At 48.1% G+C, this 15,915-nt stretch carries 12 protein-coding genes and 1 pseudogene; 10 read left to right on the forward strand and 3 right to left on the reverse strand.

The features are described 5' to 3' along the window. Positions 1 to 70 precede the first annotated feature (70 nt). A complete protein-coding gene (dnaK, locus tag BN8899_RS14325; protein ID WP_065219932.1) occupies positions 71 to 1,978 on the reverse strand; it encodes a molecular chaperone DnaK in 1,908 nt (635 codons plus the stop codon). Between the two features lie 141 nt (positions 1,979 to 2,119). Between dnaK and BN8899_RS20795 the strand changes: the two genes are divergently transcribed. The 3 genes from BN8899_RS20795 to BN8899_RS14335 all read left to right on the forward strand — a co-directional run bounded on the left by BN8899_RS20795 (position 2,120) and on the right by BN8899_RS14335 (position 6,230). Continuing rightward, a complete protein-coding gene (locus BN8899_RS20795; protein WP_157237431.1) occupies positions 2,120 to 2,266 on the forward strand; it encodes a hypothetical protein in 147 nt (48 codons plus the stop codon). A gap of 176 nt (positions 2,267 to 2,442) precedes the next feature. Beyond that, positions 2,443 to 5,490 (forward strand): tetratricopeptide repeat protein, encoded by a 3,048-nt coding sequence (locus BN8899_RS14330; RefSeq protein ID WP_065219933.1) that lies wholly within the window; start codon positions 2,443 to 2,445, stop codon positions 5,488 to 5,490. An 11-nt stretch (positions 5,491 to 5,501) separates the two neighbouring features. Then, the gene (locus BN8899_RS14335) at positions 5,502 to 6,230 is read left to right on the forward strand and encodes a glycosyltransferase (RefSeq protein ID WP_065219934.1); all 729 of its coding nucleotides are present in this window, start codon (positions 5,502 to 5,504) and stop codon (positions 6,228 to 6,230) included. 40 nt (positions 6,231 to 6,270) lie between these two features. Here the strand turns inward: BN8899_RS14335 and BN8899_RS14340 are convergent, their stop codons facing one another. Next, positions 6,271 to 6,534, reverse strand: coding sequence for a GNAT family N-acetyltransferase (locus tag BN8899_RS14340; protein ID WP_065219935.1), 264 nt, complete (start codon positions 6,532 to 6,534; stop codon positions 6,271 to 6,273). Between the two features lie 96 nt (positions 6,535 to 6,630). Here BN8899_RS14340 and BN8899_RS14345 point away from each other — a divergent pair, with 96 nt between their 5' ends. Further along, entirely contained in the window at positions 6,631 to 7,470 is an 840-nt protein-coding gene (locus BN8899_RS14345; protein WP_065219936.1) for a formamidopyrimidine-DNA glycosylase, read from the forward strand. Here the strand turns inward: BN8899_RS14345 and BN8899_RS21175 are convergent. Next, positions 7,427 to 7,902, reverse strand: a pseudogene (locus tag BN8899_RS21175) (DDE transposase); the annotation flags it as partial. The gene BN8899_RS14345 and the pseudogene BN8899_RS21175 sit on opposite strands and share 44 nt — an antisense overlap. 148 nt (positions 7,903 to 8,050) lie before the next feature. Between BN8899_RS21175 and BN8899_RS14355 the strand changes: the two are divergent. The 6 genes from BN8899_RS14355 (at position 8,051) to BN8899_RS14385 (ending at position 15,913) form a co-directional block, all read left to right on the forward strand. Continuing rightward, complete coding sequence (locus tag BN8899_RS14355; protein WP_065219937.1) at positions 8,051 to 9,259, forward strand: site-specific integrase; 1,209 nt, start codon at positions 8,051 to 8,053, stop codon at positions 9,257 to 9,259. Positions 9,260 to 9,612: 353 nt separating this feature from the next. Beyond that, entirely contained in the window at positions 9,613 to 10,197 is a 585-nt protein-coding gene (locus BN8899_RS14365; protein WP_065219939.1) for a DUF3575 domain-containing protein, read from the forward strand. 12 nt (positions 10,198 to 10,209) lie between these two features. Continuing rightward, positions 10,210 to 11,643, forward strand: a complete 1,434-nt coding sequence (locus BN8899_RS14370) for a DUF3868 domain-containing protein (protein WP_082987070.1) — start codon at positions 10,210 to 10,212, stop codon at positions 11,641 to 11,643. Between the two features lie 26 nt (positions 11,644 to 11,669). Further along, entirely contained in the window at positions 11,670 to 13,403 is a 1,734-nt protein-coding gene (locus tag BN8899_RS14375; protein WP_065219940.1) for an Mfa1 family fimbria major subunit, read from the forward strand. A gap of 314 nt (positions 13,404 to 13,717) precedes the next feature. After that, positions 13,718 to 14,713: a FimB/Mfa2 family fimbrial subunit gene (locus BN8899_RS14380; RefSeq protein WP_255366270.1), complete on the forward strand. Its 996-nt coding sequence runs from the start codon at positions 13,718 to 13,720 to the stop codon at positions 14,711 to 14,713. 21 nt (positions 14,714 to 14,734) lie between these two features. Beyond that, on the forward strand, positions 14,735 to 15,913 hold the full coding sequence (locus BN8899_RS14385) for a hypothetical protein (RefSeq protein WP_018336865.1): 1,179 nt from the start codon (positions 14,735 to 14,737) through the stop codon (positions 15,911 to 15,913). Positions 15,914 to 15,915 lie beyond the last annotated feature (2 nt).

Here is a 15,915-nt window from a genome sequence, read left to right on the forward strand (position 1 = left end):
ATGTGAATATAGATTTTATGGACTTTTGATATAATGAATAAAAAAAGGGCTGGAAAACAGCCCTTTTTTGTTATTTCACCTCCTCGAAATCAACATCGGTTACCTCTTGGTCTTTTCCTCCGTTGTTCGGTTGTTGTTCCGTGTTCGGTGCACCTTGTTGTTGTCCGCCGGCTTGTTGTTGGGCGTTATACATCTCTTGTGATGCAGCTTGGAATACGTTATTCAGTTCATCGATAGCCGAATTAATTGCAGCGATATCTTGAGCCTTGTGAGCGTCTTTCAGTTTTTGCAAAGCAGCTTCGATCGGTTGTTTCTTGTCTGCAGGCAATTTGTCTCCAAATTCTTTCAATTGCTTTTCAGTTTGGAAGATCATACTGTCAGCCTTGTTGATCGTGTCTATACGTTCTTTTTCTACACGGTCTGCTTCTGCGTTAGCGGCAGCCTCGTCTTTCATCTTCTTGATCTCGGCGTCAGAAAGACCGGATGAAGCTTCGATACGGATAGATTGTTCTTTTCCGGTTGCTTTATCCTTGGCTGATACTTTCAAGATACCGTTGGCATCAATATCAAAGCTAACCTCGATCTGTGGTACTCCACGCGGGGCTGGTGGTAGACCATCCAAGTGGAAACGTCCTATTGTCTTGTTGTCTTTTGCCATAGGACGTTCTCCTTGCAACACGTGGATTTCTACTGACGGTTGGTTATCGGCAGCCGTTGAGAATACCTCTGACTTCTTGGTAGGGATGGTCGTGTTCGATTCGATCAATTTGGTCATCACGCCACCTAACGTTTCGATACCCAAAGAAAGCGGGGTAACGTCAAGCAACAGCACGTCTTTTACCTCTCCGGTTAATACACCACCTTGGATAGCGGCACCTACTGCAACTACTTCATCCGGGTTTACACCCTTTGACGGGGCTTTGCCGAAGAATTCTTCAACTTTCTTCTGAACAGCCGGGATACGGGTAGAACCACCCACGAGGATCACTTCGCTGATGTCCGAAGCGCTGATGTTAGCGTTTTTCAAGGCTCGGCGACACGGTTCGATTGTGGCTTGTACCAAGTGGTCGGTCAATTGCTCGAATTGAGCTCTGGTCAACGTTCTAACCAAGTGCTTTGGAATTCCGTCTACCGGGAATATGTACGGCAGGTTGATTTCCGTGGAAGTAGAGCTTGACAACTCGATTTTTGCTTTTTCGGCAGCTTCTTTCAAGCGTTGGTGAGCCATCGGGTCTTTCCGGATGTCCACGCCTTCGTCTTTCTTGAATTCGTCAGCAAGCCAGTTGATAATCACGTCGTCGAAGTCGTCTCCACCCAAGTGAGTATCACCGTCGGTTGATTTCACCTCGAATACCCCGTCACCCAATTCCAGTACGGAAATATCAAAGGTACCACCTCCCAAGTCGAATACCGCGATTTTCATATCCTTGTCCTGCTTGTCCAGCCCGTAAGCCAAAGCAGCAGCTGTCGGCTCGTTGATGATACGTTTCACGGTCAATCCGGCAATCTCTCCGGCTTCTTTTGTTGCCTGACGTTGAGAGTCGTTGAAGTACGCGGGCACGGTGATTACCGCTTCCGTAACTTCCTGTCCCAAGTAGTCCTCGGCAGTCTTTTTCATCTTTTGAAGGATCATCGCGGAAATCTCTTGCGGAGAATATTTCCGGTCACCGATCTCTACGCGGGGCGTGTTATTTTCGCCGCGTATTACTTTGTACGGTACACGGTTGATTTCTTTTGACACTTGGTCATAGGTTTCACCCATAAACCGTTTGATAGAATATATTGTTCTCGTCGGGTTCGTGATTGCCTGACGTTTTGCAGGATCACCCACTTTCCTTTCGCCGTTATCAACGAAAGCGACGATAGACGGTGTCGTTCTTCTTCCCTCACTGTTAGGGATTACCACGGGTTCGTTACCTTCCATTACGGCAACGCAAGAGTTTGTGGTTCCCAAGTCTATACCAATTATCTTTCCCATATGATTAAATATTATAATGTTATTATTTTCAATACTTGTTTTTTCGTTCTTTCTCCTCGAATAGTTTCAAGAACATTTATCTTTTATCAAACGGTGTGCCAGCCGTGGAACAAGACTTTTTTTCATAAAAATATATCCTGTTTGGAATATTTAATGACATATTTACTGACAGAACGTCACGATTTGTCAGAAACACGACTGAAATATTCTCCCGAGTCTAGTGATGTCCTGTCGGGATTGTCATGTTACCCGCGTGTCGGGGATGGTCCTGGTGAAATTTTGCCGTGATTCCCAGGAATCTTTTTCATCCTCGCCTTGTTTACTCCGTGATCTAGGGCGGATGTGTTGAGTAAATACTTTTTAAGAATGATGAATGAGAAAAAGTTTTTTATTATATTTATCCCCTTGGAAAAAAATCGATAGGGTTAGAGAAGTATATAAATTGTTGCGTAAAAGGAATTATTGTGGAAGAGAACGAGAATAAAGCGATTCAGGTGATTGGTGTTACCGGGAATGTGGATTTTCAGATGTCCCGTTGGGATGCGGGTAGCGGCTTGCAAAATAATATTGTATTGTTAAAAGCGGGATATAGTCACGAGGAGTTTTTGAAGGTGCTTCGGGAGATATATTCCGATGAAATCATGTTGGTCGATCTCGACCGGGTGGCGCTTAATTCCCTGGCACCCTTGGGGCAGGTTTACCGGAAATCATGCCGGAAGGAGCACGTGTATTACGTGTCGGTTCAGAAACGGAAATTGTGGTTCGGTTTCATGGATATGGCGTTGTGGCGGGGCGACCGGGTGATCACGGATTCTCCGGTGTTGATCGGGCAGAAGTCGTTGTTCATGAAAGCATACGCCGGGGAGGACTTGGATAGCAATTTGTTAAGGGCGGTGAGTTACAGTTTGCAGAAAGCATACATGAAATTCGATCGCTTGGAAACCAATATTACTTGGAAGGCTTCCGTGTCAAACTCTAACCCGGCTGTCAATTACTTGTGGCGGGTTCCGTTCCGATTCTTGTTTTCCGGGCGTTTCTTTACAACCCTGTTCGATGCCGGCAATCGAGCCCGCCGGGATATGGTCTACCGTATGCTGATGTTGCTTTTCGGGGTATTCGTGTTTTTCTATATGCCTTACGTGAGTAAGGATTACGGGATTAGCGGCGACGAGTATGTCGACCACCGCCATTCCGGTTACGTGCTGGATTATTTCACGAAAGGGGATAAAGCTGCGTTGAGCCAGCCGAAGACGGCATTGCATCTTTATGGCAATTCGATGCAGGTCGTGGCGGCGGTCGTGGCTAATGCGATCGGTGCGGACGACGTGTATGCGGTGCGCCACGTGGTGTGTGCCCTTGTCGGGGCGTTGGGGGTGATCGTGATCGGACTGATGGGGTTGCGTTTCGGGGGCGGATTGTGTGGTCTGCTGTCCATGTTGCTGCTCTTCTTTTCGCCCCGGTTCTTTGGGCATAGCATGAATAATCTGAAGGATATTCCTTTTGCGGTGGGCTATCTGGTGGCGATATTCTATTTCGTCCGCTTGTTCGACCGTTACCCGGTGATAAAACTCCGCCACGTGATCGGTACCGTGCTAGGTATCGCCTTGGCGTTGGGCACACGTTCCGGTGGATTGCTGTTGTTCCCTTATCTCGTGATGTACGGGGGCTTGTTCTATATCTTGTGGGTGGGTTTCAAGGAATTCTACAATTTCTTGAAATACCGGAAAGAGGTGGAGAATATTTTGTTTCTGATTGTGATCGTGTTGTTCGTGGGGTACTTTTTGTCTATCGTCACGTGGCCTTTTGCACTGGCTCGTCCTTTCACGAACGTGGTGCTTTCCTTGAAGGAGTTCACGAATTATAATATCGGGTTGCGTACCATATTCGAGGGACAACAGATGATGTCCAATATGTTGCCCGTGCATTATGCCCCGAAATACTTGCTGATCGCTTCACCGCTAGTAGTTGTGGTTGGTTTCTTCGGGTACTTTATTTTTATGATTTCCCGGAAGAAGGAATTTTCGTTGCTTTCTTTCTTTATCTTGTTTTCGCTTGTGTTCCCCGTGTTCTGGGTGATTTACAAGAAATCGAACTTGTATGGCGGCATCCGGCACTTGTTGTTTGTCATGCCGTTTATGGTGTTGCTGGCAGCCCGTTTCTGGACGTTGCTGTTGACAGTGGCACCCAAGTATCTGAAACTCGTGGCGGCGAGCGTGTTGATCGGATTGTTGTTCCTTCCGGCACGGCATATGGCGGTCAACCACCCGAACGACTACGTTTATTTCAACGAGTCGGTGGGAGGGTTAAAGGGTGCCTATGGTGATTACGAGACGGATTATTATTATAATTCCCTGAAGAAAGGGGTGGATTGGTTCAAAGCGAACGTGGACTATAAAGGACGCCCCGTGACAATTGTGACCAACCACAGTGCCAACCTGCAACATTATTTCCGGAAAGACACGAACGTGAAGGTTATTTATAGCCGCTATTACGATAAATACAGCAAAGACTGGGATTATATGATATTCGGTAACGTGTACATCAACAGTTACCAGCTGAAGAACGGGCTTTTCCCCGTCAAGGAGGGTTTTCTCCATTCGGTGGATGCCGACGGTTTACCCATGTGCGTGATTGGTAAGCGTACTTCCAAAGAGGATTACGAGGCTATCGTGCTGGAACAAGAAAAGAAATACCCCGAGGCTATAGCCAAGCTGGAGGAATATTTGAAAACGCACCCGTGGAACGAGGAGATGTGGATGCGGTTGTCCAAGATGTATTACGCGGAACACAAGAACGAGGATGCCTTGCGCTGTGCCGAGGAGTCCTTGAAGTGGCAACCCCAGCTGATGGATGCGCTGAATATAAAGGCTCTCGCCGCGCTGGATTTGGAGCGTTATGCCACGGCACATCAAGCGGTGGATGCCATGTTGGCGCAGAATGATGTGGCTTCTTCTTCCTATTACTTGAAGGGATTGATTTACTACACGGAAGGTCGGGACAAAGAGGCTCTCGATTTGGTGAACAAGGCTTTGCGATATAACGGGCGCAACGATTTGGCACTGGCGTTAGGTGGGGATATTTTGAAACGCAACCGGAATTATGCGAAGGCGATCGAACCTTACGAGAAGGTGGTGCAGGCAAAGAGAGCCGACGAGAAAGTGCTGCTTTCGTTGGCGGAGTGTTATTGCCGGGTGAAGAATTACGGGATGCTGGGACAGGTGACGAAGTTGCTGAACGAACAAGGACGGGATAAGGTGACCTTACGCAAGATAGAAATCCGGGCTTTCCTGCAACAGAAGAAATTGGCTGAAGCACATGATCTGCTGGTACAGATGAAGGACGTGGAGGAAGACAGCGAGTTGATGTTATTGTGGGCGTTGTACGAGTTGTCGGAAGGACGCCGGGGAACAGCGTTGGAGTACGTGAAGAAAGCTGCGGAACTCGATCCTCATGATTGGGAAGCTGCCGAGTTGCAAAAGATGTTGTCCCAAGGGGGAGATATTCGATTATAAAAAAGGGCAATATGGAAAAAATATGTATTATCATACCTTGTTATAATGAGGCTCAACGATTGGATGTGCCCAAGTTTCGAGAATTCGTGCGTGAGGACGAGCGGTTTGACTTTTGCTTCGTGAACGACGGAAGCCGGGATAACACTTCTGGGGTTTTACGGCAGGTGGTGGCGTCCGAGCCGGAGCGTTTCCTGTTGGTGGATAACGCGGACAATCGGGGCAAGGCGGAAGCCGTGAGGAGTGGTATGCTATATGTCGCTTCGTTGGGGCGATACGAGGCGATAGGTTTCTTGGATGCCGATCTGGCTACCCCGTTGGAGGATCTTCATCTGCTGTCGGAGGAGATGGATTATAAACCGGGGGTGCAAGTGGTGATGGGTGTCCGGCTGAAACGCCTGGGGGCGAACGTGCAACGTAAGGCGTATCGCCATTACCTGGGACGGGGATTTGCCACGTTGGTTTCGATGTTATTCCGCCTTCCCGTGTATGATACCCAATGTGGGGCAAAGTTATTCCGGAGCGAGTTAGTTCCCGGGATATTCAAGGATAGTTTTAATTCCAAATGGCTTTTCGACGTGGAGTTGATCCTGCGGGTACGGAAAGATTATCCCGATTATGACAAGATCATTCACGAGGTACCTCTTGACACGTGGATCGAGAAAGGGGACAGTCGTATAAAATTCACGCATTTGTTGAAGATGCCTAAAGAGTTGTTTAATATATATTGCCGGTATATGTGATTATCCTCGAACACGGGATGAAATGCCCATGCGGTAAAAATCACAGGTATTCCGGGTGTCTTTTCAGCCAAACGACGGCATAGGAGCACGTTGCTTTCGGTTTCAGGTCATTGGCTTTCGCGTATTCGTAAGCAGCTTCGGTAAGTGCCCCGGCGATGCCTTGTCCCTCTAACGGTTTCGGAACAAAAGTGTGGATAATATCCAGACTGTCATCGTGTAAATCGTATTCGGCGTAAGCCTTCATGCCCCCGAGTTCGATCTCGAACCGCTGTTCTTGGGGATAATGTGTGATCTTGTAGTTCATAACTTCTTTTTTCTCTTGTAACGAAAGTAATGAAAAGAATGTTATGATTCACTTTTTTGTTCTATATTTGAGAACGAACAATAAAAATAGAATGATATGATAGAAGCACCGGAAGCTATTTGTCTGGCGAAACAATTGAATGAAACGATTAAAGGGAAGCGAGTAACCTATGTTTTGGTCGGTCACACGCCACATAAATTCACGTTTTCTTGCGGAAAGCCGGAAGAATATCCCACGTTGTTGCAGGATAAAATCGTGGGGGATTCGTGTGCCCACGGGGGAATGGTGCAGGTAAACGTGGGGGACGCTAAACTTGTGTTTACCGATGGGGCAAATCTGCGTTATTACGCTCCGGGTGCGAAATTGCCTAATAAACACCAGCTGCTCGTGGGGTTCGATGACGAGAGTTGCATCATCGTTTCGGTGCGGATGTACGGGGGAATATTGTGTTTCACGGGCGATTCGTTCGAGGGAGGGTTGAACTCTTATTACGCGTGTGCCAAGATGAAGCCGCAAGTCATGTCGGATGCTTTTACCCAAGAATATTTTTTAAGTTTAATTAATGCGGAGGATGTGCAGAACAAGAGCGTGAAGGCTTTCCTTGCCACCGATCAGATGATTCCCGGTCTGGGAAACGGGGTGTTGCAGGATATTTTGTATAATGCCTGTCTTCACCCGAAGGTTAAGGTCAGCACCTTGTCCGGGCAACAACGGCAAGATTTGTACCACCACGTGAAGAACACGATGCACGAAATGCTTGAAAAAGGAGGGCGTGATTCGGAGAAAGATTTATTCGACCAAAAGGGGGGATACATTCCTTATTTGTCCAAAGACACGGTAGGGACTCACTGCCTGCGTTGCGGGGATATGATCTTGAAGGAAAGCTACATGGGAGGGAGTATCTATTATTGTAATACGTGTCAGAAGTATTTTTGAGTAAAGATCCGTATTCTCTGTGAATGTCATTTCTTTGTATGATGAGTTTTCCAGAAGTCTGATCATGCGACGCTTCGGTATCCTTGTCCTTAAAGCCTTTCTCTTTCTTTTCTTGTAATAGGAAAGAGGGTTTTCCGTAATATCTGTGTATTTGTTACGAGGACGCCTTATGCCGAGCTCCCTGCAATGCATGCAGATATGCCGGTAGAGCTATTCGATGTTTTCCCAAAGGAGCTTCATATCCGTAGGAAAACGCATATGACTTTCATAGCATGTGGCGTCAGTCATATATGCGTGAAGGTTCTCAAGATAAGGTTTCCAGTATGAGGCAAGGATGTTCTGAAGGGAATCAATGTCAAGACGGGATGATCCGGTGTAAACCTTCAATACCATAAGGGCTATCTTTGCTGAAGAACTGAAACAGTTCCATCGAATTCTGTAAATCTCCATTCGCCCCACATTGTGCCTCTTTGAATCCAAAGTAACTTTGCAAACGAAATGGATGGCAACAAAAGGCTAAATACCAAAATGTTCCACACCGTTGCAACAGGATGCGGAGAACAATTTATATATATAATTTATGGCAACAGTAAAAACCAAATTTCGTGCATCCTCTGCCGAAACGAAAGAGGGCACATTATTCTATCAAGTGATTCACAACCGGGTAGCCAGGCAGATCCGCACCGGTTATAAACTGCACCTGCGAGAATGGGATGCGGAAAATGAGGAAATTGTTTTTCCTCCTGACATCGGGGAGGTACGCCAAAACTATCTGGTTTCATTAAAAAATGCCGTACAGGAAGATACGAAACGACTGAAAAGTATCATCTCGCATCTTGAACGTGCGGACGGTGACTATATGGCAGAGAATGTGGTGTCAAAATACTTTTCACCGGCAGACAATCGTTGCTTTATATCCTTTGCCCGGGATCTTGTCGATCAGTTGAAACAAATCGGGAAACAATGTACTGCAGAAACCTACACGACCGCTGTCAATAGTTTTGCAAGGTTCAGGAAAGGATGCGACATCTTTTTGGACAACGTGGATTCCGACCTGATGACGGCATACGAGACATACCTCAAATCAACCGGAGTCTGTCCCAACAGCATTTCATTCTACATGCGCAATCTCCGGGCAATATACAACCGTGCAGTGGATAAAGAATTGATTGTGCAGCGTTATCCGTTCAAACACGTCTATACCGGAATCGACAAGACTGTCAAACGTGCAGTGCCTTTGCACGTCATCCGTCAGATACGGGATCTGGATTTGAGATTCTATCCGGTGATGGACTACGCGAGAGATGTTTTCATGTTCTCGTTCTATACACGTGGAATGTCATTCGTCGACATGGCGTTCCTGAAGAAAAAAAATTTGCAGAACGGTATTCTATCCTACCGCCGGCACAAGACCAACCAGCAACTGTTTATCAAATGGGAGAAACCCATGCAGGAATTGATCGACAAGTACGACACGACCGGCTCGCCTTATCTGTTACCTATCATCAAAAGCAATGGTAAAGATGAAAGACAGCAATACAAGAGCGAGGCGCACCGGATAAACAACAACCTGAAGAAAATCGGCGAACGGTTGGGGCTGGCCATTCCGCTGACAACCTATGTTGCCCGCCACGGCTGGGCAAGTATCGCCAAAAGCAAGAATATCCCCATTGCCACAATCAGCGAAGCGATGGGACACGACTCGGAAACTACCACACGCATCTATCTTGCCTCTTTGGACACTTTGGTAGTGGACAAGGCAAACAGTCTTATCTTAAAATCCCTGTAAAAACGGGAATCCAACGCCGTAAATTTTCTGCAAAGACATGCTTTACGGCGATTTTCTTTTCTTTCTAAAAACGGAATAAGTGTTGAGTAGAAAATCAATTCTCTCCGTAAGAGATGTATATCTGCCACAAAATTATAGAATATGCAGGAAATAAGGCGTAAAAAGACGCTTGTTTTTCTGTTATTTATAGTTTTTTTAAGATTTGCAAGACAAATGTTAAGCAAATCCCATCTGCTAATAATCCGTTTTCTGCTATTCTTTCAGGTAGTTACGGTTCGCATTTTCCCTGATACATCTCTTACGGAGAGAAGTAACAAAAAGAGAGAAAATTACAGGAATAAGAAGAAAGAACAATGAAACGAATCATTTTACTTCTGGCAATCGTCGTTGTCGGTGCGTCGCAAGCTGTCCGGGGGCAAAACGTGGCGGTAAAAACCAACCTGCTCTCCGATGCGGTCTTTAGCCCGAATCTGGGCATTGAAGTGGGACTGGCCCAAAAGTGGACGTTGAATGTATCCGGGCAACTCAATGCCTGGAACCTGTCGCACGACAGAAGATGGAAACACTGGGTTGCACAACCCGAAATCCGCTATTGGCTGTGTGACCGTTTTGGTGCGCACTTTTTTGGAGCGCACGTGCATGGCGGACAATACAACATCGGCGGGATAGACGGGAAAGTCAAATTTTTGGGCACCGACATGCGGAAGTTGAAAGACGCCCGTTATCAAGGCTGGTTCGTGGGAGCTGGCATCGCATACGGTTATGCGTGGATACTGGGGCGCCACTGGAACCTCGAGGCGGAAATTGGTTTCGGCTACTCCTACACCCGCTACAGCAAATACCGGTGTTCCGGTTGCGGTAAAAAGGTGGAGACCAACCGGCCGCATCATTACGTGGGGCCCACCAAGGCGGCCATCAACTTAGTTTACCTGTTTTAAAGCACAACGAACATGAAAAGGATTATATTTATACTGGCGGCCTTGTTAGGCATGGCGAACATGTTGGAATCCGTGGCTCAAAACACGAAAGAGATCATACCCGGTGTCTCCATCGAGAATTTCCACATGAACCGTGAAGGGAAATACCTTGCCGTGAAGATGGATTTGGATCTGAACAAACTTGCCGTGGATGTTAACCGTGCCGTGCTGCTCACGCCACGTCTGGTCAACGGGACGGATTCGCTCGACCTGCCTTCGGTAGGAATTTACGGGCGTAGGCGATATTACTATTATGTACGAAACGGCATAGGCAGCATCTCGGGTGAAAATGAAACGGTTTATCGCGCGTCGGACAAACCGGACAACGTGGCATACGACAACCTCACCGAGTACGAAGACTGGATGGACGGGGCAACGCTCAAGTTCCACCGCGGCGATTGGGGATGCTGCCACGAGATGGTGGAGGAATACGAAGGTATAGTAGGCCGTCATCACGAGGCTTTCTTCCCGGAATTGATATTCGTGCAACCCCAGGCGGAAATCATGAAAAGCCGTTCGTTATCCGGTTCGGCATACATCGACTTCCCCGTGGATCAAACGGTGATTTATCCCGATTACCGTCGCAACACGGTCGAACTGGGCAAGATACAGGCGACCATCGACTCCGTGCGCGATGACAAGGATGTCACCATCACTTCCGTGTGGCTGAAAGGATTCGCTTCGCCGGAAAGTCCCTACAAGCACAACACGGAACTGGCCATCGGGCGTACCGCTGCGCTCAAAAAGCACATAGGACAGTTATACCACTTTGCGGATAGCATTATCCAAACCGAGCACGAGCCGGAGGATTGGGCAGGGTTGCGTCGGTTCGTGGAACAATCGAACATCAATCACCGTGAAGAGATTCTGGCTTTGATAGACAGCGACATGGAGCCGGATGCCAAGGAAGCGAAAATCAAACGCGCTTACCCCGGCGAGTACCGTTTCATGCTACAACATTTCTATCCGGCCTTGCGTCACACGGATTACCGCATAGACTACAACATCCGCACGTTCAGCGAGGTGGAGGAGATAAAGCGCATCATGGCAGAACGGCCGCAGAAGCTAAGCCAGAACGAGTTCTACCTGGTGGCACGGGAGTACGAGCCGGGATCAGCAGAATTTACCGACGTGTTCGAGACCGCCGTGCGGCTCTATCCGGGCGACGAAGTGGCCAACCTGAATGCCGCCAACGCCGCTATCCGTCGTGATGATTTCAGTACGGCACGCAAGTATCTCGACAAGGCGGGCAATTCGCCGGAGGCTGTCTATGCGCGTGGAGCGCTTGCCGTGCGGGAGGGTGATTACGAGACGGCACGCCGGTACTTGAATGAGGCGAAAGAGATGGGATTGGAAAAGGCCGGTAGAACATTGGACGAACTGAATGAAAGACAGAAACAACATTAATCAATAATTATTTTAAATCTATTAACATGAAAAAGAATTCCTTATTTATGTCCGTACTGGCATTCCTGTTCATGGTAGGATGCTCCCAAGAGGAGATCGCCCCGAACGACGGGGACGGCGATAACGGTGAAGCCAATACCAGCTACATGTCCGTAAACCTGGTATCCTCTGATGCGACAGGATCCCGTGCGACGGGAAATGGCTACGAGGACGGAAGCACTGTCGAAAACAAAGTCAGCAAAGTGCGTTTCTATTTCTTCAACGGGGTTGGTGGCACAGCCAACGTCAAGACTACTGCCAACGGTGCTGTAAACTACTATGACTGGACAAACCCTACTACGGCTCCTGGTAACCCAAATGATGTAGAGAAGATACTCTCCGCCACCATTGTCATCAACACCAAGGAGGGCGACGGTCTTCCCGTGAGAATCGCTGCTGTGCTGAATCCTACACAAGATTTATTGGATGCAGGTTCAATGAGTCTTTCAACTCTAAAAGAGAAAAGCGCTGATTTCGCTATTGGCGGTCTGACTTCTGAGGGCAATTTCGTGATGTTCAATTCCGTATATCTTGAAGGTGGTAAAGATTACAGTACCACAGACATAAAGGATAAGAATATATGCAAGACTGAGAAAGACGCAGAAGCTAATCCTGTTACTATCTATGTGGAGCGTAGCGTGGCAAAAGTCAGCGTTGCTTTGGGACCCAATGTTGCCGCAGCCGCTACTGCGGATGGCAAAATCGCACTGAAAGATAAAGTTGCCAATGGTGAAAATCTCACGATCGGAGGTAAGCAGGTCTACCTGAAGCTCGGCGGTTGGGAGCTTGCGGCTGAAACGAGTAAAGGCAGATTAGTCAAGAAAATCAATCCCGCATGGGAAGGTACATGGTGGTGGGAAGGAGCGAATTCACCGCGTACGTTCTGGGCTATCAATGAAATGACAGCCACAAACGTATATGATAAGAATTACGATCAGATCAGTACTGCTTTCGGCGAAACAAACTATCTCTACACTAATGAAAATGCCCAGAAAAATGACATCAACAATACCTCGGGTGGTGCGCGGAATAATACCAAGGTCATTGTGAAAGGTTCACTTGTAGATGCAGACAATAAACCGTTTACTATTGTGCGACACATGGGTTCTCACTTCGCTGACGACCCTGAAAATTTCAACAACTTAAAAGAGAGCATCCTCAAAATGTTGGAAAACAAAGAATACTTTTACTATCACAAAGAAGGAGACAAGTATCAGCAGATAACAGTCGAAGATCTTGATGTTATAGTTCCGACAACGATTACGGCTGAAGACAGCAAGAATTGTTATGTCTACACTCAGTTGAATTCAACGGCTGCCGCAAGAACAACATGGTATAAATCTACCGTCAAAGATCCTATAGAAATCTCTGCGTACAAAAAAATCGATGCCAGTGAAATCAACAACACACTTAAGGACAAGAAGTCTGGAGATCCCGGAGAAAAGGAATATATCATTGACCGTCCGTTGGTGTGGAAGTCGGGTATGACCTATTATTACTACGAAATCAAGCATCTGCAGGAAAGTAATGAAACAGGCGTGGTCCGCAACCATATTTATAAAACCACAATCACTAACATTGCCGGTCTCGGTACTCCTGTTTACAATCCCGGTGATGTAATTTATCCCGAGAAGCCATCGGAAAACGACCATTACATCGCGGCTGAAATCAAGATTCTCTCTTGGCGTGTTGTCAATAACAACTATGATTTGGAATGGTAATATAATCCCGAACGCCGAAAGGCATTCATGATATAATTACCGTGTGGGAGACGGTTCCGCCTCCCACACGGTATACAATTAAACAGCTAACAAAACAGTACCCGCCCACCGGTACACGAGGGAGGTGTGGCATCGGAGGCCTGAACGTGATACGGGCGTCCCTCTTGACGAGAAAATTCGGATGCGGATATTCTGCGCACCATATATACAAGTATAAACGATATAATCAAGAAAGAGTAAACGATATGAATATACGGGCATTGATAAGGAATGTGGCAGCCCAGGTCTGCGTGGCATCAGTCTGCCTGTTGGCAATGTCGTCCTGCGACAGTTGGCTCTACGAGGAAGAAGGCGATTGTTCTGTGTATTACCGCCTCAAATTCCGTTACGACATGAATCTGAAGTGGGCGGATGCTTTCGCCAACGAGGTCTCATCGGTTCACCTGTATGCCTTCGACCCCTCGGGCGTGCTGGTATGGCAGCAGGACGAACAGATCGATTCGACCACGGCGGAGAACTACTCGATGTCGCTCGACCTGCCCGCCGGCGACTACCGGCTGCTTGCCTGGTGTGGCCTCCGGAACGACGGCGAGCGTGAAGAGTCCTTCTCCGTGCCCGAAGCCCGTGTCGGCGAGACCCGGATGGAGCAGTTGCAATGCGCGTTGAACCGCAAGCGTGACGGGTCCGGTGCGTACAGCGAGAACCATTTGTACCGGCTCTTCCACGGCACGCTGGACGTGTCGCTGCCGGTGAACGAGGATGGCGGCAATTACGAGTACACCATGCCCCTGACGAAGAACACCAACCACGTCCGTGTCATCCTGCAACACCTCTCGGGAGAGGATGTAAACGAGGCTGACTTCATCTTTCGTATCGATGACGAGAACGGTCTGATGGCACACGACAACGAGCTGATGGCCGACGAGAATATCAACTATCGCCCCTGGGATATACAGAATGTAGAGGCTGGTATCGACAAGGACGATGCCCGTGCCGTCAGCAACGTGAAAGGACTCGTTGCCGACTTCACCGTGGGCCGTCTGATAGAGACACACTGCGAGAAAATGGTGCTCACGATCACCACCACGGAGGGCAAGACGGTGGCCCGGATCCCGGTGATAGACTATGCGTTGATGGGAAAAGAGTACTACGAGAAAGAATACCGCTACCCGATGGACGAGCGGGAGTTCCTCGACCGTCTGGACGAGTGCGTGATGACCCTCTTTCTCGACGAGGATCACAATTGGGTAAGCAGCGTTATTCAAATTCTATCATGGCGTGTCGTGTTGAGTAACGTGGATATTGATTGAATAGAAAGAAGGATTTAACTGATGAAACCGAACATTATACATAGCATTGTAGTCTGCCTGGCGGCATTCGCACTGCCTTTTATGGTGGCGTGCTGCAGTCAGGAAGAATCCTTGCCGGACAATGTTGCGGAAGCTGCCCTGTATTTGAACATCGAGCCGATCGTGCAATCGAGGGCGGGAGGGGCAACATTGCCCGACAACGAGAAAATGCATAGCGTGCGCATTGTCGTCCTGCATGCCGATGGAACGGTGGAGCATAACCGCCACTTTTCGCTGGAGGGTGCGCGAGAACAAAAATACATCTTGCTAAAGGTGACGCCCGACGAAAAGAAGAAGATATTCCTCTTCGCTAATGAAGAGAGCGTATCCAAGGTAGAAGGCGTGACGGGTGACCCCCAATCGCTGACCGATTTCTTTAAAGGATATACAGATGGTACGTCCGGTTTTGAAGCCGCGGTGAACGGTCTCTACTTTGCTCCGGGCTACACGGACAAGAAACCCATCCCGATGTCCTCCATGTACGAGATAGAGTTCCCCGCGAAAGGGAATTTCGATGGGACGTTCTATGTGGTGCGCGTCGCCACAAAGTTCACGGTGAACTTTATGAACTGGCGTGGCGAGGAAGTAACCATGAAGAATTTTACCATTGCGAGCTATGCCGACAAGAACTTCCTGATGGCGCATGTCAAGGATAGCGAGCAGAACCGGCAACTTTTCAAGGGGAAAACTTGGATAGACTGGCTGAAGGAGGTTTCTGAAGCCTCGTCCGAGGATGACGATTACGCCACCACGGAAGCTGCCGGCTGGCTGAAGGACTACGAGCTGCCGGCGCAGGCGAATAAGGCAAATACCTATACCCATGCGGCGATTACCGTGGGCGAGCCGACAGTTGACATTGACTACCCCGATAATTCAAAACCGGGTGTAGCAGAGAAGGCTCCCGTTTTCTACCTGCCCGAGAGCATGAACCCTAAGGCGGGAGCAGCAGATGGCGAGCAGGAGTACACCTTGACCATTAATATAGACGGAAGGACGGAACCTTTCGTCTGCAAACTGCCCAACTTGAAGGCGCTTTTCCGCAACACCCATGTCGTGGTGAACATAACCATGTATAATAGTAATGAAATCGTGGTGGATGTGATACCATACAGCTCGGTATCCCTTGATCCGATATTCGGATTGGATGTTAAAGAACAATAGAC

The sequence above is a fragment of the Butyricimonas sp. Marseille-P2440 genome (assembly GCF_900091675.1).
GTDB lineage: Bacteria > Bacteroidota > Bacteroidia > Bacteroidales > Marinifilaceae > Butyricimonas > Butyricimonas synergistica.

Excerpts from the sequence above, each read along its gene's own strand:
- dnaK (WP_065219932.1), bottom strand. The coding sequence starts at position 1,978 with ATGGGAAAGATAATTGGTATAGACTTGGGAACCACAAACTCTTGCGTT.
- BN8899_RS14335 (WP_065219934.1), top strand. The coding sequence starts at position 5,502 with ATGGAAAAAATATGTATTATCATACCTTGTTATAATGAGGCTCAACGA.
- BN8899_RS14340 (WP_065219935.1), bottom strand. The coding sequence starts at position 6,534 with ATGAACTACAAGATCACACATTATCCCCAAGAACAGCGGTTCGAGATC.
- BN8899_RS14345 (WP_065219936.1), top strand. The coding sequence starts at position 6,631 with ATGATAGAAGCACCGGAAGCTATTTGTCTGGCGAAACAATTGAATGAA.
- BN8899_RS14355 (WP_065219937.1), top strand. The coding sequence starts at position 8,051 with ATGGCAACAGTAAAAACCAAATTTCGTGCATCCTCTGCCGAAACGAAA.
- BN8899_RS14365 (WP_065219939.1), top strand. The coding sequence starts at position 9,613 with ATGAAACGAATCATTTTACTTCTGGCAATCGTCGTTGTCGGTGCGTCG.
- BN8899_RS14370 (WP_082987070.1), top strand. The coding sequence starts at position 10,210 with ATGAAAAGGATTATATTTATACTGGCGGCCTTGTTAGGCATGGCGAAC.
- BN8899_RS14375 (WP_065219940.1), top strand. The coding sequence starts at position 11,670 with ATGAAAAAGAATTCCTTATTTATGTCCGTACTGGCATTCCTGTTCATG.
- BN8899_RS14380 (WP_255366270.1), top strand. The coding sequence starts at position 13,718 with ATGTCGTCCTGCGACAGTTGGCTCTACGAGGAAGAAGGCGATTGTTCT.
- BN8899_RS14385 (WP_018336865.1), top strand. The coding sequence starts at position 14,735 with ATGAAACCGAACATTATACATAGCATTGTAGTCTGCCTGGCGGCATTC.